A 21974-nucleotide genomic window follows, 5' to 3' on the forward strand; every position below is an offset into this window, starting at 1 on the left:
GTGGCCCCTAGGTCGACGGCATGCTTGCCGGGCACGCGAACTCGAGGTCACGCTACGGCGGTTCCTGGCGGAAGGTTTGCCGTGACGGAAAACGAGAATCTCAAGGCTACGGTCGGTCGAGCTGAAGTGGAGCCGTCCTGGGACGGGACCGCCCACGCGGTTGGCGTCGGCCCGGTCGTCATCGGCGATAAGGAGATCGAACTCAACCTTTGGTTCGACGAGAACGGCAACCAGTGTTTCAGCGGCAGAGCAACCGACATCACGATTGGTGCACTGGTCGACTGGATCGCCGACAGGTGGGGTGCGGGCGCCGAGATCCCGGAAGGCCTGCGCGAACTCACGCTGCGGCAACTAACCCTCGATATCCTCACCGGTTCAAGAGAGTCGGAGTGGACATTCGCCGTAGCCACCGAGGCGCGCTTCGACAGCTTCACCGCCGACCTGTTCCTCTACTTCCACCAGTACACCTCGGGCAGCCGCAGTGAGTTCACGCTGTCCGTGGAGGCGGGCTTGGTCCTGGACCCGGAGCAGCCGCGCATGTGGTTCGAGGGTGCCTTCTCGCGCGCCACCGGCGGCCAGAAGGCCTGGTCCCTGCGCGGTACATGGAGGGCCGAGGGTAGGGGGCTGTCGCTCGCCGACCTCGGTGCCGCTCTCGGATGGCCGGATGCCGGGGAGCTGCTGGCGGACCTTCCGCCGGCGCTGCAGCCGGAGTTGCGGGAAGTGACGCTCGCGTACGACTCCCGGACCGGGCCCTTGCTCGCCGTGACGGTGGGGGCGTTGACCGTGGTGTTCGCCCCGGTGCGCGGCACCACGGGTCTGATCTGGTGCGTGCAGGTCAAAGCCGTGGTGGACGTGGGCCTGGGTGATGTGCCGTTGCTCGGCGGGGCGCTGCCGAAGGAAGCCGACCTGCGGCTCACCAGCCTGCGCGCAGTGTACGCATCGGCCGCGGTCACCAAGCCCCTGCTGGACACGCTCAACACCTTGGTCAGCGACGCTGGTCTGCCGGTCTTCCCGGCCGTGGCTCCGAACGGCGGCCTCCCGAGTGGTGGGCTGCTGTGCGTCGAGTGCGCCGTCCCCGGCATGCCGCCCAACACTCTCACCGTGTCCCTGGGTAAGTCGGCCGGCTCCCGTCCGCCCGCCCTGCCCGGCAGGCAGCGCGCGGTGCGCACGGACGCCGTGCCCGAACCCGGTCGGGCACCGGCCACCACTCGCCCCGGGGCCTGGGTGGACATCGGGTGCTCCATCGGGCCGCTGCACGTGCGCCGGATCGGGGTCACGTATGAGCAAGGTGTCGTCTGGCTCATGGTCGACGGGGCACTGACCGCATCCGGATTCACCATGTCCGTTGACAGCCTCGGCTTGGGGGTGGACCTCAGTGGCGAGGGATTCCCCGTGCGGGCCCGCCTGGACGGCCTCGGCGTCGAGTTCGAACGGCCGCCGCTGCGCATCGGGGGAGCGCTGGTCAACCGGCTGCCCCCGCCTGCCGGGTTCGAGATGATGGTCGGCGGCGCACTCGTCGTACAGATGCCGACGGTGGGGGTGACTGCCGTAGGGGCGTATCAGCGGCGCTCGGACGGCCTGCCCTCGCTGTTCGTGTTCGGCCGCGGGACGATGGCGCTCGGCGGGCCGGCGCCGTTCCGGTTGCGGGGCGTGGCCGCCGGGTTCGGTTTCAACAGCTCCATCAAGCTCCCGGCCGCCGACAGGGTGGCGGACTTCCCGCTGGTGTCCGGGCTGGGCGGGGGGCTGTCCGACGACCCGATGGTGGTGCTGGGCGAGCTGACGACCGGTCAGTGGGTGGTTCCGCGGGAGGGCAGCATCTGGCTCGCGGCCGGCCTGGACTTCTCCTCCTTCGAATTGCTACACGGGCGACTGCTCCTGTTCCTGGAGGTCGGGGACGGGCTCACGCTCGGGCTGCTGGGCACGGCGCGCGCAGCCTTCCCGCCCACGGGACGGGCGCTGGCGCAGGTGCAGCTGCAGCTGAGGCTGGTGTACCGGTCGGCATACGGCGACTTCAGCGCGTCGGCGCAGCTGTACGACTCGTACGTGATCGACGCCAACTGCGTCCTCACCGGCGGATTCGCGTACACCATGTGGTTCTCGCCCAGTACGCATGCGGGGGACTTCGCGTTGACGGTGGGCGGCTACCACCCCTTGTATACGGCGCCCCGGCACTATCCCCAGGTGCCCCGCCTCGGCTTTTCCTGGACGCCGGGCGGGGTCAGCATCACCGGCACCGCGTTCTTCGCACTCACCCCGTCGGCGGTGATGGCGGGCGGCACCCTGGACGTGCGCTACTCCGCGGGGCCGGTCAGCGCATGGCTGACCGCCTACGCCCAGGTCCTGATCAGCTGGAAGCCGCTGCACTTCCGGGTGGGCATCGGGGTGACCGTCGGGGCGTCGCTCAACCTGGCGTTCGTCACCCTCAAGGGAGAGCTGGGGGCGGAGCTGGATCTGTGGGGACCGCCCACCGGGGGAACGGTCACCGCGAAGCTGGTGTTCGTCACCGTCACGATCGGCTTCGGGCAAGACCGCACCACCACCCCGGAAATACTGAAGTGGAACGAATTCACCGAACTGCTGCCGCCGCCCGGGCAGATTCTGCGGATCTCGGCCGCGCACGGGCTGCTCCCGGACGACCCGTCACAGCAAGGGCTCTCCGGTGAGGATCCGGACCGGCCGTGGCTGGTCGACGCCGACGGGTTCTCCTTCATCGCGGAAACCACGGTGCCTGCCTCTCAGGTCACCTTCCAGGGCCGCGACCTGGGCACCGGAGCGAAGCTCAACATCCGGCCGATGCAACTCACCGGGCTGGACAGCCCGTTGACCGTGCGGGTGGCCCGCAACACTGCCGCGCAGGGAGCCGCCGCCCGATGGGCACCCTTGGACGACGACGGCTCCTGGAAGGAGACCGTGCTCTTCGGCAATGCCTCCTCCGCGCTGTGGGGCGCACCCGCAGAATCGAACGAGGAACTGCTCGACGCCGAGAAGCGGCTGGTCGGGGGGCGTACCGGACTGAAGATCACCGTGCCCCCGCCGAAGTCCACCGGCGACCCGTTGCAGCCGATTGCCGACAGCTCGCTCAAGTACGAGCCCATGCCGGACGCCGAGGGTCCACTCGATCCCGCTGCCCCGCCCGCCGGCGACCGGACAGAGCCCGCGCCCGGCACCGGCGTCAGGCAGGTGGCGGACACCATCGCGGAAAAGGGCGGCGAGCGCGGGCGACTGCACCAAGCGCTGGCGGAACTGCTGGACCCGGAGCGGCACGGGTGCCTGCCCGACGGGTCGCTGGCCGCCTTCGCCAGTCATGTCCGCGAAGACGGGCTCAGAGCCGATCCGCTGCTCCTGGTTTCCGGAGCGCATGACCCGCAGGGGAGCAACGCCGATGTCACGCGGTGAGACGCAGCCGCCAACGCCCCGCTTCAAGGTGCACCTGACGGACGACTACGTGCCGCGTGTGCCGGCCGGCCAGTTCCGGATCGAGGCCGCGCAGACCATCTCCGGCATCCAGGACGGAGGCCAACTACCAGGATCAGCACGTATCTTCGAGGTGAGGGCGCCGCAGTTCCAGCTGGCTCCCGGCATCGTGCACGCGGTCAGTCCAGCACCGGAGACGCAAGGATGCCACGGCCGCGTCCTGGCACACGCCACGCTGGCGGCACGCATCCTGCCGTGGCAGCGCACCATCGACCCCGGCGAGCTGGACACCGGGCCCATCGAGGCCCGCCCCCCGTGGCTCGCGTTGCTCGTCTTCGCCGCCGGTGAACTCCCGGGCGACCCGAACGCGGCAGGAATCACCGACACCATGGCCATCAGTGATCTGCTGTGGCCTGCTGAACCGGACCTTGGGGAGATCAGGCCGAAGATCCCGCAGTCCCAAGTCGCCGAGGGCACGGCGACGGAGTGCCGGGTGCTCCGCGTACCCGGTGCCGTCTTCGCCGCCGTCTGCCCTCGTGAGGACGAGCTGCGCCACCTCGCGCACGTACGCTCCGTACGCGACCCCGCCGTCGACTCCCTCGGTGAGGAACTGACTGAGGGCGACTTCTCGGTGGTGATCTCCGGGCGGCTGCCGGATCCAGAGGGCGGTCGGCACGTCGCGCATCTGGTGTCGCTGGAGGGTTGCCGCGAGGCACTCGCATACGCCGCGTCCGCCGGCCCGCACGAGCGGGACGTACGGCTGGTGTCACTGCATCACTGGTGCTTCGACGCGCTGCCGGAGGGTGAGGGCGGGGCAGGGTTCGTCCAGCGGGTGCACGACCTGCTGTTCGACGACGCGGCGGAAGGGGCCGCACGCGACCTGCTGCTGCGGATCCCCGTGCCGGGTCCTTCCGGGGGAGTTGGTACCGGGCCGGACGACGAGGCACGGCAGCGGGCCACCGACCGTCTCGCGCAGGGATGGTTGCCGTTGCCGTACCAGGTCGACTCGGGAGAGGAGACGTACGCCTGGTACAGGGGCCCCTTCACTGCCGCCCCTTCCCACGAGCTGCCCTCGATGCCCGAGGGCGGCTGGATGACGGCCGGTGGGCTGCTGGCGTACGACCCGGACTGGGCGGTGTTCGACACCGGCTGGGCCGTGGCCTGGACGGTGGGCCGCGCCCTGGCACTCGCCGACGACGACTTCGCCGCCAGGCTGGGCAACTGGCGCGACCGGGCGCGATTCCGGGCGGCACAACTGGCCCAACGCCTGGCCGCGGCACCACCGGAGTCCGACGCCGCGGCCTCCCTGGGGCCGCGACCGCGTGCGCGGGCCCTGCGGGAGCGCGTCGAGGACGGGACCCTTGAGCGGCTCATCCGCGAACTGAGCGAGGTCAGGACAGGACCGGAACGGCCGCGGTCGGCCGGAAGCGCTGCCGCCGACCTGACACAGACCGGTGCCCCGCCACGCCAGGCGCCCCTGCACCGGGTGCTCGCCGAAGCACTGGCCGGTCCCGTCACCGCGTCCGGCCCACACGCCCAACGGCTCACTGCGCTGCGTGCCGCCCTGCGCGAGGAACTCGCCGAGGACGAGGAGACACCGCTCGCCGACTGGTTCGCGAGACTGCGCCTGCTGCACGGCGTGCCGTTCGCCTACCTCGTACCGTCCGAGACGATGCTGCCCCCCGAGTCGCTGCGGTTCTTCCACGTCGATCCCGGCTGGCTGACCGCCTTGCTGGCCGGGGCCGAGAGCGTCGGCGCGTCCGGCGAGGCGGACCGGGCCCTCGCGGCGTTCGCCGGCCCCTGGCGGAGTCAGGTCACCGCGGCCGACGACCCGGGTCCGTGTGCGGGCATGCTGATCCGGTCCGCGCTCACCCGTGAATGCCCGGAGCTCAGCATCCAGGCGTGGCAGGGGGAGGAGGCCGTCGGGTTGCTGCGTCGGGAACTGCTGGCGGGCGACATCCTCCTCGTGCTCTTCGACCGGGTGCCGGACGCGGTGGAGCTGTCCGAGCCGCCTGAAGGGCTCTCGTTCGGCGCCGACCCGCACCCGGTCGACGGAACGCCGGTCCTCAACCTGCGCAGCCTGGGCGGCGGCGACGCTCCGCCGGGCGAGACGCTCGACGGCGCGTACTTCCCGCAGGAACCGGGCGAGGACGGACTCCTGGCGTACCTGCGACCCAACCCGAAGGGAAAGCGCGAGTGGCGGCGTGTGCTCGATCTGCGCCCGGCGGACCCCGACGCGCTGATCGGCGCGCTCGCCACCCGGCTCCGCGAGGCAGGTGAGCTGTCCGACGGGCCACTGGCACCTGCCCCCTTCGGCCTCCAGCTCATCAACGCTCCCTACCGGCAAATGATCCTCACCCCTCCCCTCGCCCCGACGCCTCCACCGGGAGCCGGCCATGAATGAGCCCACAGCCCTGCTGGTCCCCGTCCACGTGGACGCACTCGTGGTCAACGACCAGGTACGGATCGGTGAGAACTTCCAGCGCTGGCAGCCCAATTACGCGCTGCTGCGCCACCGGCTCTCACCGGAGCCGCCGCCGTTCGCGGGCATCGACACCGAGTTCGCCGTACGGCCCGAACGCGGCGGCGTCTACCTCCAGTGGCAGCTTCCGCAAGCACTCACCCATGGCTGTCAGGAGAACCTCGAGGCCGACATCACCTTCCCGCTGGTGCCCAACCGCTGGCTGGTGGTGCGCACCCACGGCCCCTCCGCGGGCGGCACCCGTGAGCGGACCGCCTGGATCGTGGAAAGCGATCACCTCGACCCCGCCACCGGCACCAGCCCCTACGTCACCCGCGACGGGCAGATCACCCGCATCGGCCGGCGGATCGCCCTGGCGGACGAACCGTGGAGCGAACCCGGAGCACCGGACGGCGGACTGTTTCTGACCGCCATCGGTCCCGGCCTGGCCACCTTCGCGGCTTACCAGCCCTACAACACCGACGTGTTCTCCCTCCACGACACCATGGACGGCCTCGACCACGACCGGGAGCACGCCGTCTCCTACTTCGTCGCCGGCTGGTACAGCGACACCGGCGCCGACCCGGTAACGGGACTGACCACCGAACAGCTGAAGACCCTGCTGACCACGTACGACTGGACGGCCGCCGAAGGCCAGGACGCCCCCGCGACCCGCCTGTTGTGCCACGGCACGGTGCTGGGCCTGACCTGGCACCGCACCGGGCCGAGGCCGTCCTCGGCACGCCCCGACATCGTGAACGCCGCGGTCGGCAACACCACGGCACACGCCACCGGCGCCCTTCGACAGGAAACCGAGCCGGGCGACGACGCGCGAGGTCCCCGGAGCGCGGCGGCGCTCCTCGGGGCGCTCCAGCACGGCATGCTGGACGAAGCGGAAAGCCCCTGCGCGCAGGCCAGACGGGCCTTCGCCGCCTGGTTCACCCCCGCCCCCGCCGGCTACACCTGGCACCTGGAGGAGGACCCGGACGCCCCCCAGGCCTCCCGCCGCGCACGACGGGCAGCCCGCCGCTCCCATACGGGCCTGCTGGACCGTCTCAACAGCGCCCAGGCCGCGCACGACGCCGCGGTCCAGGATCTCGCAACGGCCCGGCGCAGGCTCTACGACCTGTGGTGGGCGCAGGGCATGCCGGAAACACCGATGCTGCTGCCCGGAGGGAACCAGCAGGATCCCGACGCCTACCGGGCACAGCTGAACCAGCAGCTCGCCGCCGCCGAGCAGGAAGCCACCGCCTGCGAGGAAGCCCTGGAACAGGCCCGTGACCGCATCCCCTGGGGGATGACACCCGACAAGCTGGCCGCGGACATCCAGGAATATCTCGGCGACGCCGCACCGGGATTCGTGCTCAAGCGGGCCCCGCTGCCCGATTACCACCGGCCCAACGAGCCAGTGGTGATCCTGCGCGGGACGAAGGCGGACCAGCAGATCCGGTCCAAGGCCGACGAAGCCCTGCGCTGCCGCCGCCCCGCCGAGCTGGTCACCGGGGTGTACCTGGACGCCGAGCGTACAGACCTTGCCGCCGCGCCTGCCTCCGCCGTCCCCGTCCCGCCGAACCTGCCGCACAGTCCGGAGGAACTCCGCCCGCTCCTCGCGGAGTTCTTCCATCTGGACCCGGCCGGGGCGGCCGAGCTTGCCGCCGCCACAGGAGTGCCGGAAGAACGGGTGGCGGACCTGCGCGCGGCCATGGCAGCGCCGCAGCGCCAGGCACGCGGGGTGGCGCCCGCACACGGCACCGCTCCCTGGTCACAGCCGTGGTCGCCACTGTTCTTCCAATGGGAGGTGGACTACTACCCGATCGCCTTTATGGAGCCCGACTCGGCACAGGAACCGGAGAACGCCAACTGGGTCTTCGACGGCTACCGCTATTGCTGGCCCCGCCGGCGCGGCGTCGGCGCAGCGATCACGCTGCGCGGCCGCCAGTTCCTCACTCCGACACCCTCCCAGCAGCAGGAGGGCAGGCTGCGCCAGTACGCGGCGGACCGCTCGGGACCGTACCGGGAGCAGCTGCTGGCACTGGCCGCGCTGGCCGGTGAAGGCGACCTGATCGCCCAGACACTCGATGGCTTCCAGGACCAGCTCTCCGCACGTTCGGTCAACAACGCGCAGGAGACGGACGGCTCTTCGCGGGTACGCAGCGCCGCGGTGGCGGAGCAGGCCGCCCTCATCCGGCCCCCCGACCTGGGATCGTTGCCCCACCCCTTCGTCTTGTGGCCGACGTCCCGGTTCCAGGAGATTCGCTCCGGACAGTTCGCCTTCCACCGGCTGAGCATCGTCGACCGGTTCGGCCGTGCCCTGCCGGTGGTCGTGCCCGACGAGATCCAGCTGCGGGACTCCATCGGCAACGGCACACCCGCCCACGCCTTCCGCCCCTGGATCGCCGACGAGTTGTGCCCGGGGCTCGACGAGAACAAAAATCCGATCACCGTGGTCCCCCAGGACCCCGGCCGCTTCGTGGAGGTCAAGCCGCGGCTGCCGCAGCCCGCACGCACGCGGCTCTATCCCGTCTCGGCAACCGACGACGACGCCCCCGCCGAGGGGGATCACGCAGGCGCCGCCCTGTGCGGCTGGCTGATCCCCAACCACCTGGACCGCACCCTGTTGTGCTACGGCCCGGACGGAGCGGCCCTCGGCGCCGTCGACACCGCGGTGACCATCGACGGAGTCACCCGGCTGGCCTGGCTGCCGCTTCCCGGCTCTCCCTACGAACAGCACGAGGACCTGGCCGAGGACCACCCGCACCTGCACGACCTGGTCGCCACCCTGCTGGAACGCGATCCCCGCACCCTGGCCACCCTGCTGCGCGCCCTCGACCGCACCCTGACGACGATCGCTCCGAACGGCGACCAGACCCCCGGGACCACTCTCGGACGCCTGCTCGGCCGCCCGCTGGCCCTGGTACGGGCCTGCGCCAGGATCGACCTGGACGGCCCCGCACGGTACGACCCGTCCTGGCGCAACCTGCTGGACCCCGCGCCCCCGGCGCTGCTCGGCTACCGCTGGCCGGTGCGGCTCGGCGAGCGCGACGACCTGGACGACGGACTGCTCGGCCACTTCCTGGAACGGGACTACGGCACCCTGCACACCGTCCTGAAAGACGAGGACCTCGGCGACCTGGACGATCCGGACGACTATCTGCGCCCGATCGCCGCCGGGTACGGACTGGCCCTGCCCGCGCGTGCACCGCGCGACCACGACACCGCCACCTCGGCACGGCTGACGCTCCTCGTCGACCCGTACGGAGCCGTCCACGCCACCACCGGAATCCTGCCGACCGCCCATCTCCGTCTGCCTGGACGGGCTTTCGAGGAGCCGTTGGAGGCATTGGCCGCAGCCTTCCGCTTCGGGCCGATGCCCCTGCTTCCCGCACCGGGCAACGAGAGCCCGGCCCTGCCACGCCCCTCCGACCGCCACGGCACCTGGAGCTGGCATCAGAGGTCCCCGGCCGGCACATGGCAGGAACTGCCGACCCGCCCGAGCACTCCGGAACCGCACTTTCCGCTGCCAAGCCCGCAGTTGCGGACCGGCTGGCTCCAACTGCACCCGGCCGAGCCCGAGGAGGACCACGCATGACGACCGGCCTCACCGTCGAAGAACTTCCACCACCGGCCTACGCCCTGGGCCGGGGAGCTCTCGACCACGCCCTGACCTCCGCCCCCTTCCCCCTCCAAGCCAGCCACGCCACCGAGCCACTGAACCGTGCCGACCTGGACCTCGTCATTTCGGCGGCCCCCGACGAGGAGGTGCTGTGCCGGGGCCTGGAGATCGAACTGCCGATGGGGACCACCGCCCAGGACCTGGTGGAGTCCGCCGACGGCATCACCATCACCCTGTCGGACGACTTCTGGAGCTGGTCGCTGGAGACCACCGACACCGCAGTCCGCTGCCTGTTGACCCCCCAGGGCGATGGATTCATCTTCGACGAGGACGGCCTGACGGTCGGGCTGCGCGGCCTCGGCATCAACCGCGAACACGGCAACACGTACCTCAAGGTCTTCGAGGATCACGTGCCGCTGGGACAGCACTCCACCAGGCAACCGGCGACCCTGGTCTTCGCGAAGGTGCCCTACCGCCCGGATATCGAATCCGGATCCCCCAACCGGTTCTCCGCGCACCGCTACTCGGGCAGCGGCGCCGACACCGCCCCCGCCACCCTCGTCAAAGCCGGGTCCGCCGTCACCCTGCGCTGGCAATACCGGCAGGGCGTCGAACGCCACCTGTTCGGGCAGTACCTGTCCGCGGACTACTCGGCGCCCGGCGTCGACGTCTCCCAGCTCAGCCGCTGCGACACCGAACCGCTTCAACGCGCGACCACCTTCACCTTGCGCACCCACGACCCGGAAACTGGTGAGACGACCTACGACACGGTCACGGTGCAGGTCGATGCGCCCACTCTGGCGGGGCTCGACCTCACCGGTCCCCTGAGCGGGTACGACGGCAGGCTCACCCTTGCCGTACCGGTGACCGTGGCCGGAACGCTCGTCGCTCAACAGGGACTTGAAGCATCCGGCACGTTCCACGCGTCCACCGCCCTCTCCGTGAGCGACACCCTGACCGCGGAAGCAGGCGCGACCATCGACGGCCCGCTCCAGGTGGACGGCTCCATCGAGGTACTCGGCGACGTCGAAGCGCAGCACATCACCACCGGGAACCTCACCGCGAAGACGACCGTCCAGATGCTTGGCGCAGAGCGAATGTGGCTAGGAGCAGGTGACTCCATGACCGTCGAATCCGACGGCCTGTGCGTGGGTTATGTGCGCTACCCCGGCGCGAATCTCAATCCGACGCTCACCCTGAAGGTGAACGGCGACCAGCGGCCGGTGCACGCTTACGCAGACGGTCGCCACTTCAGCGAAGCGTTCTTCATGCCCGTGTTGTGTGGCGAGACACTCACCGTCAGCGGCAATCATCTGTCCGCCGCTGTGCTGTGGTGGGTCCCGTTCGGACAGTCGACGAACCGCGTCCACCCCGATGCCCACCGCCCTTGAGAAGGCAGACATGACCACCGAGGCCGCCGTCACACCCCTGCTCACCCATAGCTTCTACACCGACCCCGATCCGCTGGAATCCGACCCTTCAGGTCCGACCGAAGCAGAGGTCACGCTGCTGGTCACCAACGGAGGCTGGAACCCCGTGCGGTGTACCGGCATCACCGTCACCTTTCCCGTCGGCCAGCGAGCCCGGGACCTGGCCGCAAGCTCCCAGGCCGTCCATGCCACCTCGGTGCCGGATGGCTGGGAGGCGGCGGACCCGATCCGCACCAACAGGTTCGTACGCTTCACCTTCACCCCGCCCGGAGGCTCCACGGTCATCACGGACAAGTCGCTCCGGTTCGACTTCTTCCCCATGGCCGTCAACAGCACCGTGGGCGTGTCCTACCCCGAGGTCACCGAGACGACCGCCACCGGAGACGAGCCACCGGAAGAGCGGCCCGCCATCCTCCGACTGCCCAAGTTCCCGGTCGGGGTCCGCAGCGGCGCCGTCACGGGTACCAACCTCACGGTCTTCCCTGAGCAACACACCGAAGCGGACCTGCCGTTGGTCCGGGTCGCTCGCGGCAGCAAGGTCACCATCGCCTGGAAACCCGCTCCCGGACTGGCCCGCATTCTGCACTGGCAGGACAGTGACACGGGAACCGAGATCGCGGACGGTGCGGGCAGCCTGGTGTGCGGCCCACTGCTCAGGGACACGACCTTCACCCTGCAGACCGTCTCCCAGGCCGACGGCGAGACCGTGAACAGGTACGACTCGGTGACCGTGGCAGTCGACGTGCCCTCCTACGCGAAGATCACGGTGCCCGGTGAGGTCGGTACGCCTGCCCCTTCCCTGCCGGTGCACGTCGACGGACAGCTCACGATCAGACAGTCGCTCACCGCCCCAAGTGCCTCGGTCACCGGAGACCTGAAGACCCGGGCCACACTCTCCACACCGTCAGTCGAAGCCGGCCATCTGCGCTTCCCGGGAACGGTGAACGCCACACAGATCCACTCCGCGACGCACCTCACCGCGGCCAGGGTCACCGCCAGGCAGGGGCTCACCGCGACCGGGACCGTACGCATCCTCCAAGTGGGCAGGGAGGATCTGTCCGCCGACGGAGGCACCCGGACCATGACCACGGACGGGATCCTGGTGGCCGGCGCCCACGGAGGGAGCGCTGAACTCACCTTGCAGGTCACCTTCTACGGAGAAACATTCCAGACCACCACCGTGGGGGGATTCGCCAGTCTCACCGTTCCCGTTCACGCTGGCCAGAGCGTCACATGGGCCGTTGACGGGACTCCCGAACCCGGCCAAGTCGGCTTCTACTTGTTCACATTCGGCGTGTAACCGCCGTTGCACGGACTTCTCCCCGCCTCCACCGCGAAGGGCAGCCATGAACCCCCCCGGCCCGGCAGCCGAACAGACGCTGCTCACCTATACCTGCGTCACGGTCCCGGAACATGTGTACGCGAGCCCTCCGGACGGTGAGCTCTCCCTGTGCGACCTGCGAATCACGGTGACCAACCACCGTACCGAGCCCGTGTACTGCCCACTCCTCACCATCCGACTGCCCGTCGGTGCCGGGGCCCGGCAACTCGTGGCATCCGGTAGCGGGATCACCCCTCTCGCCACACCCGCCACATGGACGGTGACAGCGATCCAGGAAGACGTGCTGATCGCCGTACCGCAGGATGGCACCGCCAGATTCACCCCCGCCGAACACGCGCCGCGGCAGACGGTGACGCCGAGCCTGGCCATCGACCTGAAGGGGCTCCGGATCAGCCGCGAGCCGGGCACCACAGACGTCGAGATCGTCGAATCCGCCGCCACCACGCCCGACGGGCCACTGTCCCCACGCACCCACTCCTTCGAAATCATCAAGCGAGGGCTCGGACTCGCCCCCGCGGGCCCGGCCGAGGAGGTCTGACCCATGGCGTCAACGGCTGCCAACTTCTCCGCCCATCTCAATCTCCCCGGAGAGCCGCCCCACCCCACCCCGGCGACCCTGATTCATCCGGGCGACTCGGTCGTCCTCCAGTGGAGCGGACCGGCCGGGGAACACACCTTGTACAGCGAGGACGAACCCTCGGGCCAACCCGTCACCTTTCCCCACGTCACCGGACCGCTCACCCGCGACTGCGTGTTCACACTGAAGAGCGTCGCGAGCGGGATGATGCGCTACGACTCGCTCACGGTCACCGTCGACCGGCCTGTACTGCCAGGCATCGAACTCGGCGAACTCGCGAGCGGCTCCGCCCTCACCATCACGGCCTCGCTCACGACCGACGGCCCCCTCACCATCGAGGGCGAGACCGTAACAGGCACCTGCTGCGCCGCCGCGGTGGTGGCCTCCGGCCCTGTGGAGGCCAAGTCCCTAACCGTCACCACAACGGCCACCGGCGAGGGCAGCGGGTCGCGGCTGACCACGGACGGCGAACTCACGGTGGTGGGCACCCTCCAGAGCGACGACTCGCTCAGCATCCAGCGAGGCCCCGTCGAACTCTTCGACAGGAACATCCGCAGCGGTACCGACATCGGCCCCTATTCCCCCGCCCCGGGCGACGGCTTCATCGTCACCACATCCGACCCGGAACCCGGCACTCCCTCGGACGTCCAGCTCACCACCATCGGCTCCGGGCACACCAGCGCCGCCGCCCGCGATTACAAGTTCAGCAGAGCCTTGGCGGCACTACCGGTCCGCCAAGGTGACCAGTTGAGCAGCACCGCATCCGACGCCTACTACTACCTGATCCGGTTCTCCACCAGCTCGTAGCCCAGGACCCCGGCAGGGCCACACCGGGTGAACCCATCAGCGCCGAGGCATCCCGTCTCCGCCGGAATCCCGTGGTGCTGTCGGCTGGTGCAGCGGTGCTGTGGTGAACCCGGGGAGGAGGTGGCCGCCGGAACCGACGTTGACCATGAAGTCCGTCGAGATCCGGGAGAGGCAGCCGGCGACAGTGTCGCCGACGAGCATGGGGTCGGTGCCTTCGAGGCGTTGGTGCCACGCGAGTTCCTTGCCGGCCAGGAAGGGAAACGTGGCTGTGGGGATGGGGACGCGTTCCTGGACGATGTGGGGGGTGCGCAGTGCGTTTTTGACCGCTGCGCTCCAGGCGTCCGGGGAGGTGTGCCAGCCGCACACCACGCCGCGGCCGGCGTAGTCGTCGTCGGGTTTGAGGACCAGGCGATCGCGTTGTGCACGGACGAACTCGAGAAGATCAACCGTGTCGCCTTGGTAGCGGGTGCGGCCTGGGCGCAGCAGTCGGGACCAGGGCACACGACGGCGGGCGGCGGCCGCCTCGTCGGCGGGAAGCCAGTCCAGGACCTGTTCGTCGCTCAAGAGCGCGAAGAGTGATTTGCGTGTGGTCAGTTGGGCGGCGAAGGAGTTGACCACGGCGCAGGCCCCGGCCATGGCGGCACGCACCAGCGGGTGGTGGACGACATCGGATCCGTACCTGTGGTGGAGGTCGGTGACCATGACCCGCCGGTAGACGAGGGTGACGGGCTGTTCGCCGGCTTGGTCGGTGTGCGCCATCAGTCGGCCGCGCGGGAACGAGAGGTCGTCCGGGGTGCAGATCACGGTCGGGATACCTCTGGTCCGCAGGGCGGCGCGGACGGGCTCGAACTCGCAGAGCAACGCACGGTCGGGCCAGTCCACCACGGCAACCTGTGGTGTGGCCCCCGGCTCGCCGGCATCGTGCCAGGCGGCCAGCAGAAGGTCGATGATCCTCTCCAGTGTCGGAGCAGGCTGGATGCGGCTCGTCTTGCCCAGCCGACGCATGGTGCAGGTGTCGGCGTAGATGCGGGCGAGCAGTTCCTGGGCGACCAGGGAGCCGGCGCTGTCGGCGTTGTACTCCACGAACATGACGTGCTCGCCGCTGCCGAATCCGTCCAGTCGTCCCAGCATGCTCGGTTCCTGGCCCGGGTGGGGGATGCGGGCCAGGGCCGCCTGGGCCCGGTCAAGGGGGATGCTCTCGCGCACGACAGCAGGTAGGTCAGCGTCCGGGGTCGACAGGCTCGCGGCCAGCCGGCGTGCCGCCCGGGCGACAAGGCGGCCGGCCTCGGCGACGGTCTGCTGGTCTGCTTCCAGGGCCAGGCGGGGGCGCAGCACATGCGTCAGGAGCCGGTCCCCGTATGTCAGACCCGCCTCGCGTTGTCCTGCGACCAGTTCTTCATGCGTCAGCGCCGCCATCCCGGGCAGCTTCAAAACCTCATGGCACTGTCGCACCGGTTCCGTTGACGAGGAGTCATCTTCCACCGGGCAGGTCGTCATGGCCACGACCCCCTCTCCGTGTCCTCAAGTTCGTCACTCATGCCCTTCGGCTTTAGCCCTTCGCCCTCCCCGGCCGGTGTCCTCGGGCCGCGGGCGCAGAGAAGAAGCGCGGGTGGGGAGTGGACGGGGCGCGCGTGCAACGTGCTCGGTGTCTCCTCGAAGACTCCTGCGATCCGCCACAGGGGCACTGCACTGTCCCTGGTGGTCATGGCACCGCGAGGGGGACGGTTCAGCCTCCCAGGAACCCCTTGATCACCTGCCCGACGTGGTCGGTATCCACCAGAAAGCCGTCATGGCCGCAACTGCTCGCGATCTCCTCGACCGGGCCGCAATCGGCGATGCCTTCGGCCAGTTCGGTGGTGACTTCCGGCGGATACACGAGGTCACCTGCCATTCCGACCACTGTCGTGCGCGCAGTGATCCGGGACAACGCGGCCTTGACCCCGCCGCGTCCCCGGCCGATGTCGTGGCTGTTGCGCACGCGGGTCAGTGTCACGTAGCTGCCCGCGTCGAACCTCCTGGCCAGCTTCTGTCCCTGATGGTCCAGGAAGGACTCCATGGCGAACGCGCCCCCCGCGACGGGGTGCGCCTCGCCTTGGCTGCGGCGCCCGAACCGCCGGCTCATCTCGTTGCTGCCGCGGTAGGAGAGGTAGGCGATCTGCCGCGCCAGCGAGAGTCCGCGGTGAGGTCCATGCCCTGGTGGCAGATGGTAGTAGTCCCCGCCGTGCCAGCCGGGATCATCCGTGACGGCCTTGATCTGGTTGTGGCCTTGCGCGATCATCTCCGCCGTCGTGTACGCGGTACAGCCGACGGCCAGGAGGGACGCGACGCGGCCAGGGTGGGTAATGGCCCACTCCAGCGCGCGGCATCCCCCCATCGAGCAGCCGATCACAGCGGCCCAGCGGCGGATGCCCAGCGCGTCGGCCAGCAGCACGTCCGCGGCGACGGTGTCCCGTAAGGACAGGCGAGGAAACCGGCTGCCCCAGGGGGCGCCGTCCGGGGCGGGTGAGGAGGGACCGGTCGAACCCTGGCAGCCGCCCAGGATGTTGGTCGCCACGGCGAAGTAGCGCGAGGTGTCGATCGCCCGGCCCGGCCCGACCACACCGTCCCACCAGCCCGGAGTCGGATGGGCCCCGTCGGCTTCGCCGGCGACGTGACTGTCGGCGCTGAAGGGGTGCCCGATCCAGATCGCGTTCGAGGCAGCAGCATTCAGCTCGCCCCAGGTCTCGAACGCCAACGTGAAACCCGGCAGGACCTGACCCCCTTCAAGCGCCAGGTCACCGGGGTACCGGAAGAACTGCCGGTGGCCGGGCGGGTCTCCCTCGCGCCAGGCCCCGGTGACCGGCACGGGATCGAGTGGGGCGGACGTGAGGACAGTGCGCGAGGCTAACGGACGATCACCAGCCACCGGAAAACCAGCCCTTCACTCTCGGTAAGCAGCCAAGCGAGAATCGTAGACGAGAGGCGCAGAGGCAACCAGAGCCAGCCGCTGGCACTTCTCCGGTGTTGACGCACTTCAGGGCGAGCGTGTGTGACGCGCGGCCCCGCCGGAACGTCTTGCTTTCGGCGGGACTTGTGCGTGCGGGCCGGGTTGGAGGGCACCGGCTCCTTCGGAGCAGCACTTTCCCGCTACGTGCCGGCCCAGGGCGTGGAAGTGTTCGATGCGAACCGGCCCGACCGGACCGACCGCCGTCAGCGCGGCAAGTCGGACCCGCTAGATGCCCAGAACGCGGCCCTGGGCGGTGCTGAGCGGGCGGGCACGCGCCCGGGCCAAGTACGGCGACGGATCAGTGCAGATCGCCCGGACGTACAAACTCGCCAGAGCCGGCCGCCGCTGCGAGGGCGAGGGGCCCGGCCAGCCGCGTCAGTACCGGGGACCATCGCCAGGACCCCGGCGACGGCGGAAACGGTTCGCCGTGCCCTCATGGCCCTCGTTCACCCTGCCGAAAACAGCGGGACCGTTTGCCGACCTGATTTCCGAGGTGCTGGAGCGGGTCTGGGCCGAAGCTGGGGGCGGGACGCCGCCCCGTGGCCCGACCTGCGGACCGGCCCGGCGGGGAACGCCGGGCCCGGTGCCGCTGCTGGATCGCTGCGTGCCGGTCAGCCGGGGTGTGTGATGTGGATGCGGAACTCGGGTCCGTAACGGTGCTCGCTGTCGCCCGGGATCGGCTTCTGCATCAGGGCTTGTGCGGCCGGCTCCAGCGCGAACATCGCGCCGATCGACTTGCCGAGTGCCTCGTCGCTTCCGTCGCGCCACGCCTCCTCCAGGAGGCTGAGCATCTCGGTGTACTTGTCGTTGAAGGCCGTGATCAGGTCCTGGACGTCGGGTGCGGGGTTGGGCCAGCGGTCCGCCGTGAGCCTGGCCATGGGATACGTCTCGGGGAAGGGGACCAACTCGTCCGAGACCCAGTCCCACCACTCGTCACTCACCTTCTTCAGCCTGCGCCCCTTCCAGATCTCACCGAACTCGTAGTAGTGAGCGAGCTCGCCGGTGGCGGTCGGGTCGTCGGGAAGGTGGCCGGTGCCCTCCCCCTGCTCCTTGATCACCTCGATCGCCTCCAGGATCTCGGCGACCGAGGTGAACTTCTTGAGCGCGTTCCTGCCGATCTGCGACTCCAACTGGTGGCCGTTCCCGAGGGGCGGGTTGACCGTCTCGAACGCGTCCCGGAGCGCGTCGTAGAACTTGCCGATCGTGATCCACGTCTCGTCCAGGGGTGCGAGTGGGTTCTCCGGCATCTCGATCTCCATGAAGACCTTCCGGACGTACTCCTGCGTCAGTCCCTGGAGATACACCTCGATTTCCGGGCGCACATTGCCGGGCAGCTTGCCTGGATACGTCGGGGCCGCGGCGAGGATGTACGGCGTGCCGCCGACTGCGGACAGTATGTTGCACGCCATCCCCAAGTGGTACATCTCGTCGCGGACAACGCTCAAGATGATCTTTCTGGCTTCGGTGTTCTTGGTCTTGATGGACCACATGCCGCACAGGTAGGGCGGCAGGGTCGACAGTTCCAGGGCGATGGCGGTCTGCAGACTGTCCTTGATCCACTTCAGGTCGTGCTCGGCCGCGGGGATCTCCAGCAGCTCGGCGATCGACATCGGCTTGGCGAGGGTGGTCATGGCGGCTCCCGTTCGTCCTTCGGAAGCGGCGGGCAGGCCCCAACAATGCCGACGAAGGAACGCGAGAGCGCACGCCGCTGGGTGCACTATTGATCATTCCCGGGGAATGGATTTCCCTAAAAGGGGATGTACGGGTGAAAATTCACCCGGCAGATTCACCACCTGACGGTACGTCTCCGGCTACGCGGCCGGGGCGACTCGACCAGCCGCCGACGGCAGCGCCGTCTCCGGTTGGCCCTCCCAGAGTCCAGACCACAGGCAGGGAACCCGCAGCCCGCGCTCTCCCGTGTTTGGCGTGAGTCCGGCGCGTTGGTCGTATGCCGCGCCCCGCAGCTGCTCGCCCAGGTGGGCCTCGCCCCGGACAAGGACGTCACGTAGCTGATCACTGTGGGGGACAACCGGAATGTCTGGGTGGTGAGGCGTCCTTCGCCGCGCTGTGCGGGGTCAGCCCCATCGAGCGCTTCTCGGGCCGTCAGCAGCACCGTCGGCTCAGCGCCACATCAAGGAGGGCAAAACCCGACGCGAAATCGTCCGATGCCTCAAACGCTACGCCGCCCGCGAGGTGTTCCACCTGGTCAGGCCCACACAGTCATGACCTCCGCTATAGGGGCTGTTGTGAGATTTGAGAGCGTGCAAGGCGTGAGTGAGCCCTCCGCGCCCACCTCGCAACGCCGCTTCTCCGGGCCAGAAGACCCCGGCCCTGATCACGAGCAAGGCACCGCATCCGTACCAGCAGATCACGGTGAGCTACGGCAAGCCGGGGCACGCGATCGTCCACATAGTCTCCACGAAGAGGCTCTGACCTGCGCAAACCCCGCTTCGGGTACGGTCGGCGGTCACGATCCGACGGCTCTTCCTGACCCGGGTGTAAGGAGCGCGTCAAAGAGTCGGTAGCGTGGCCGGGTGAGTGAGAAGACCCTGCAGCACCGGATCGACGGCCCCGACGATGCCCCCGTACTCGTCCTGGGTGCCGCTCTGGGTACCACATGGCACATGTGGGACCGGCAGATCCCGGAGCTGACCCGCCACTGGCGGGTCATCCGCTTCGACCTGCCCGGCCACGGCGGTTCGCCCGCGCACGCTGCGCCCTCCGTCGCCGAGCTGGCCGACCGGCTGATGGCCACCCTCGACGCGCTGGGGGTGGACCGCTTCGGCTACGCCGGCTGCAACATCGGCGGAGCCATCGGTACCCAGCTGGCGCTCACCCGCCCGCACCAGGTCACCTCGCTGGCGCTGGTGTCCACCTCGCCGCGCTACGGCACCGCCGACGCCTGGCGCCAGCGCGGTGTGGTCATCCGTACGAACGGGCTCGACCCGATCGCCCGCACCGCGCCCGAGCACTGGTTCACCCAGGGCTTCGCCGGTGCCCAGCCCGCGATCGTCGAATGGGCCGTGCAGATGGTGCGGACCACCGACCCCGGTTGCTACATCGCCGCCTGCGAGGCGCTGGCCTCCTACGACGTACGGTCCTCGCTCGGCCGGGTCGGGGTGCCCACGCTCGTCGTCGTCGGCTCCGAGGACCAGGTCACGCCGACCACCGACGCCCGCAGCCTGGTCGCCGGGATTCCCGACGCGAGCCTGGCGCTGGTGCCCGGCACCTCCCACCTGGCGCCCGTGGAGCAGCCGGCGGCCGTCACCGAGCTCCTCATCCGGCACTTCAGCACCGCCTGGCACGACAAGCCGGGTCCCGGTGGCCAGACCGCTATCGGTGCCGCCGCCCCCAAGCCGCAGATCGCGCCCCCGCCGCCCCCGCAGGCGCCGCCCGCCGCCATAGAGTCCGGCCTCGCACAGCCGGAGCAGGTCCGCGGCGCCACCTACGAAGCGGGCATCAAGGTCCGCCGCGAGGTGCTCGGCGACGCCCATGTCGACCGGGTAGAGGCCGCCACCGACGACTTCACCGGCGACTTCCACGACTTCATCACCCGTTACGCCTGGGGCGAGACCTGGACCCGGCCGGGCCTGGACCGCCGCACCCGCAGCATCATCACGCTCACCGCGCTGGTCGCCCGCGGCCACCACGACGAACTGGTGCTGCACGTCCGGGCGGCCCTGCGCAACGGCCTCACTCCCACGGAGATCAAGGAAGTGCTGCTGCACACCGCCATCTACTGCGGTGTCCCGGCCGCCAACTCCGCGTTCGCCGTCGCCCAGCGGGTGATCCGCGAGGAGACCACGCCGGAGGCGTGAGGGGCGGGGCAAGATGGCCCCATGGAACTCACGAAGAAGACGCACGCCTGTGTCCGGCTGGAGAAGGACGGGCGGGCCCTCGTCATCGACCCCGGTGTCTTCAGCGAAGCGGACGCGGCCGTCGGCGCTGACGCGATCCTCGTCACCCATGAGCACATGGACCACTTCAACGAGGAGCGGCTGCGGGCGGGCATGGAGGCCAACCCGGCGGCCGAGATCTGGACGCTGGCCAGCGTCGCCGAGCAGCTGTCGGCCGCGTTCCCCGGCCGGGTGCACACGGTCGGCGAGGGGGACACCTTCACCGCCGCCGGGTTCGAGGTGGAGGTGCACGGCCAGCTGCACGCCGTCATCCACCCCGACATCCCGCGCGTCACCAATGTCGGCTACCTCATCGACGGCGGCGCGGTCTTCCACCCGGGTGATGCCCTCACCGTCCCGGCGGGTCGTACGGTCGACACCCTCCTGCTGCCCGTGCACGCCCCCTGGAACAAGGTCGCCGAGGTCATCGATTACGTCCGGGAGGTCGCGCCCCGGAGGGCCATCGACATCCACGACAGCCTGCTCCAGGACCACGCCCGGCCGATCTACGACTCCATGATCGACAAGCTGGGCGGCACCGACCACGGCCGGCTCACGCCCGGCACCGGCACCGCGCTCGGCTGACGGCCGGACTGTCAGACCCTCGCTGTAGGTTTGCAGACATGCGCATCGCGACCTGGAACGTCAATTCGATCACCGCCCGCCTCCCGAGGCTGCTGGCCTGGCTGGAGAGCTCCGGCACGGACGTGCTGTGTCTCCAGGAGACCAAGTGCACCGCCGAGCAGTTCCCGCACGACGAGCTGCGCGAGCTCGGCTATGAGGCGGCGGTCAACGCCAACGGCCGGTGGAACGGTGTCGCTGTGGTGTCCAGGGTGGGCCTCGACGACGTCGTCATGGGCCTGCCCGGCGGCCCGGACTATGACGGGATGCAGGAGCCGCGGGCCGTCTCGGCGACCTGCGGCCCGGCCCGGGTGTGGTCGGTGTACGTCCCCAATGGGCGCGAGGTCGGCCATGCGCATTACGCCTACAAGCTCGGCTGGTTCGAGGCGCTGAAGACCGCGGTCGCCGAGGACGCGGCGGGCCCCCGCCCGTTCGCCGTCCTCGGCGACTACAACGTCGCACCGACGGACGAGGACGTCTGGGACCCGGCCGTGTTCGTGGACTCCACCCATGTCACGCCCGCCGAGCGCGCCGCGCTGACGGCCCTGCGCGAGGCGGGCCTGTCGGACATCGTCCCGCGGCCGCTCAAGTACGACCGTCCCTACACCTACTGGGACTACCGCCAGCTCTGCTTCCCCAAGAACCGCGGGATGCGCATCGACCTGGTCTACGGCAACGCGCCGTTCGCCAAGGCCGTCTCGGACGCCTATGTGGACCGCGAGGAGCGCAAGGGCAAGGGCGCCTCGGACCATGCCCCGGTCGTGGTGGATCTCGACGTCCAGGGCTGAGCCGACGACAGGCCCCAGGGAAGCGCCCCCGGGGCCTGC

13 protein-coding genes are annotated in these 21974 nt (G+C 69.8%); 10 read left to right on the forward strand and 3 right to left on the reverse strand.

Translation table 11 applies throughout. The features are described 5' to 3' along the window. Positions 1–81: 81 nt before the first annotated feature. Genes ACZ4XD_RS22120 through ACZ4XD_RS22150 form a run of 7 tightly spaced genes read left to right on the forward strand, consistent with a single transcriptional unit; the run spans position 82 to position 13644 of the window. Positions 82–3396, forward strand: a complete 3315-nt coding sequence (locus ACZ4XD_RS22120; protein ID WP_468044522.1) for a DUF6603 domain-containing protein — start codon at positions 82–84, stop codon at positions 3394–3396. After that, positions 3383–5818: a hypothetical protein gene (locus ACZ4XD_RS22125; protein WP_468044524.1), complete on the forward strand. Its 2436-nt coding sequence runs from the start codon at positions 3383–3385 to the stop codon at positions 5816–5818. Before ACZ4XD_RS22120 ends, ACZ4XD_RS22125 begins: the two co-directional genes overlap by 14 nt. Next, positions 5811–9464, forward strand: a complete 3654-nt coding sequence (locus tag ACZ4XD_RS22130) for a hypothetical protein (protein WP_468044526.1) — start codon at positions 5811–5813, stop codon at positions 9462–9464. The genes ACZ4XD_RS22125 and ACZ4XD_RS22130 overlap by 8 nt, the downstream gene beginning before the upstream one ends. Beyond that, positions 9461–10879, forward strand: a complete 1419-nt coding sequence (locus tag ACZ4XD_RS22135) for a polymer-forming cytoskeletal protein (RefSeq protein ID WP_468044528.1) — start codon at positions 9461–9463, stop codon at positions 10877–10879. Before ACZ4XD_RS22130 ends, ACZ4XD_RS22135 begins: the two co-directional genes overlap by 4 nt. Positions 10880–10889: 10 nt before the next feature. Beyond that, complete coding sequence (locus tag ACZ4XD_RS22140) at positions 10890–12218, forward strand: hypothetical protein (RefSeq protein WP_468044530.1); 1329 nt, start codon at positions 10890–10892, stop codon at positions 12216–12218. 46 nt (positions 12219–12264) lie between these two features. Next, positions 12265–12798: a hypothetical protein gene (locus ACZ4XD_RS22145; protein WP_468044532.1), complete on the forward strand. Its 534-nt coding sequence runs from the start codon at positions 12265–12267 to the stop codon at positions 12796–12798. 3 nt (positions 12799–12801) lie between these two features. Further along, positions 12802–13644 carry a hypothetical protein gene (locus ACZ4XD_RS22150; RefSeq protein WP_468044534.1) on the forward strand — a complete coding sequence of 281 codons (843 nt, stop codon included), beginning with the start codon at positions 12802–12804 and terminating at the stop codon, positions 13642–13644. Between the two features lie 36 nt (positions 13645–13680). Here ACZ4XD_RS22150 and ACZ4XD_RS22155 read toward each other — a convergent pair whose 3' ends face one another. The 3 genes from ACZ4XD_RS22155 to ACZ4XD_RS22165 form a co-directional block, all read right to left on the reverse strand. After that, positions 13681–15060 carry an ATP-grasp domain-containing protein gene (locus ACZ4XD_RS22155; protein ID WP_468044536.1) on the reverse strand — a complete coding sequence of 460 codons (1380 nt, stop codon included), beginning with the start codon at positions 15058–15060 and terminating at the stop codon, positions 13681–13683. Positions 15061–15370: 310 nt separating this feature from the next. Next, positions 15371–16489, reverse strand: a complete 1119-nt coding sequence (gene metX, locus ACZ4XD_RS22160) for a homoserine O-acetyltransferase MetX (protein WP_468044538.1) — start codon at positions 16487–16489, stop codon at positions 15371–15373. A 752-nt stretch (positions 16490–17241) separates the two neighbouring features. Next, positions 17242–18261 (reverse strand): ferritin-like domain-containing protein, encoded by a 1020-nt coding sequence (locus ACZ4XD_RS22165; protein ID WP_468044540.1) that lies wholly within the window; start codon positions 18259–18261, stop codon positions 17242–17244. 903 nt (positions 18262–19164) lie between these two features. Between ACZ4XD_RS22165 and pcaDC the strand changes: the two genes are divergently transcribed. From pcaDC to ACZ4XD_RS22180, 3 genes are read left to right on the forward strand one after another with little or no spacing between them, the layout of a single operon-like run. Further along, on the forward strand, positions 19165–20448 hold the full coding sequence (pcaDC, locus tag ACZ4XD_RS22170; protein WP_468044542.1) for a bifunctional 3-oxoadipate enol-lactonase/4-carboxymuconolactone decarboxylase PcaDC: 1284 nt from the start codon (positions 19165–19167) through the stop codon (positions 20446–20448). Positions 20449–20469: 21 nt separating this feature from the next. Next, positions 20470–21111: an MBL fold metallo-hydrolase gene (locus tag ACZ4XD_RS22175; protein WP_468044544.1), complete on the forward strand. Its 642-nt coding sequence runs from the start codon at positions 20470–20472 to the stop codon at positions 21109–21111. 38 nt (positions 21112–21149) lie between these two features. Next, the gene (locus ACZ4XD_RS22180) at positions 21150–21935 is read left to right on the forward strand and encodes an exodeoxyribonuclease III (protein ID WP_468044546.1); all 786 of its coding nucleotides are present in this window, start codon (positions 21150–21152) and stop codon (positions 21933–21935) included. Positions 21936–21974: the final 39 nt, after the last annotated feature.

This window comes from Streptomyces sp. NPDC029466, assembly GCF_055574515.1.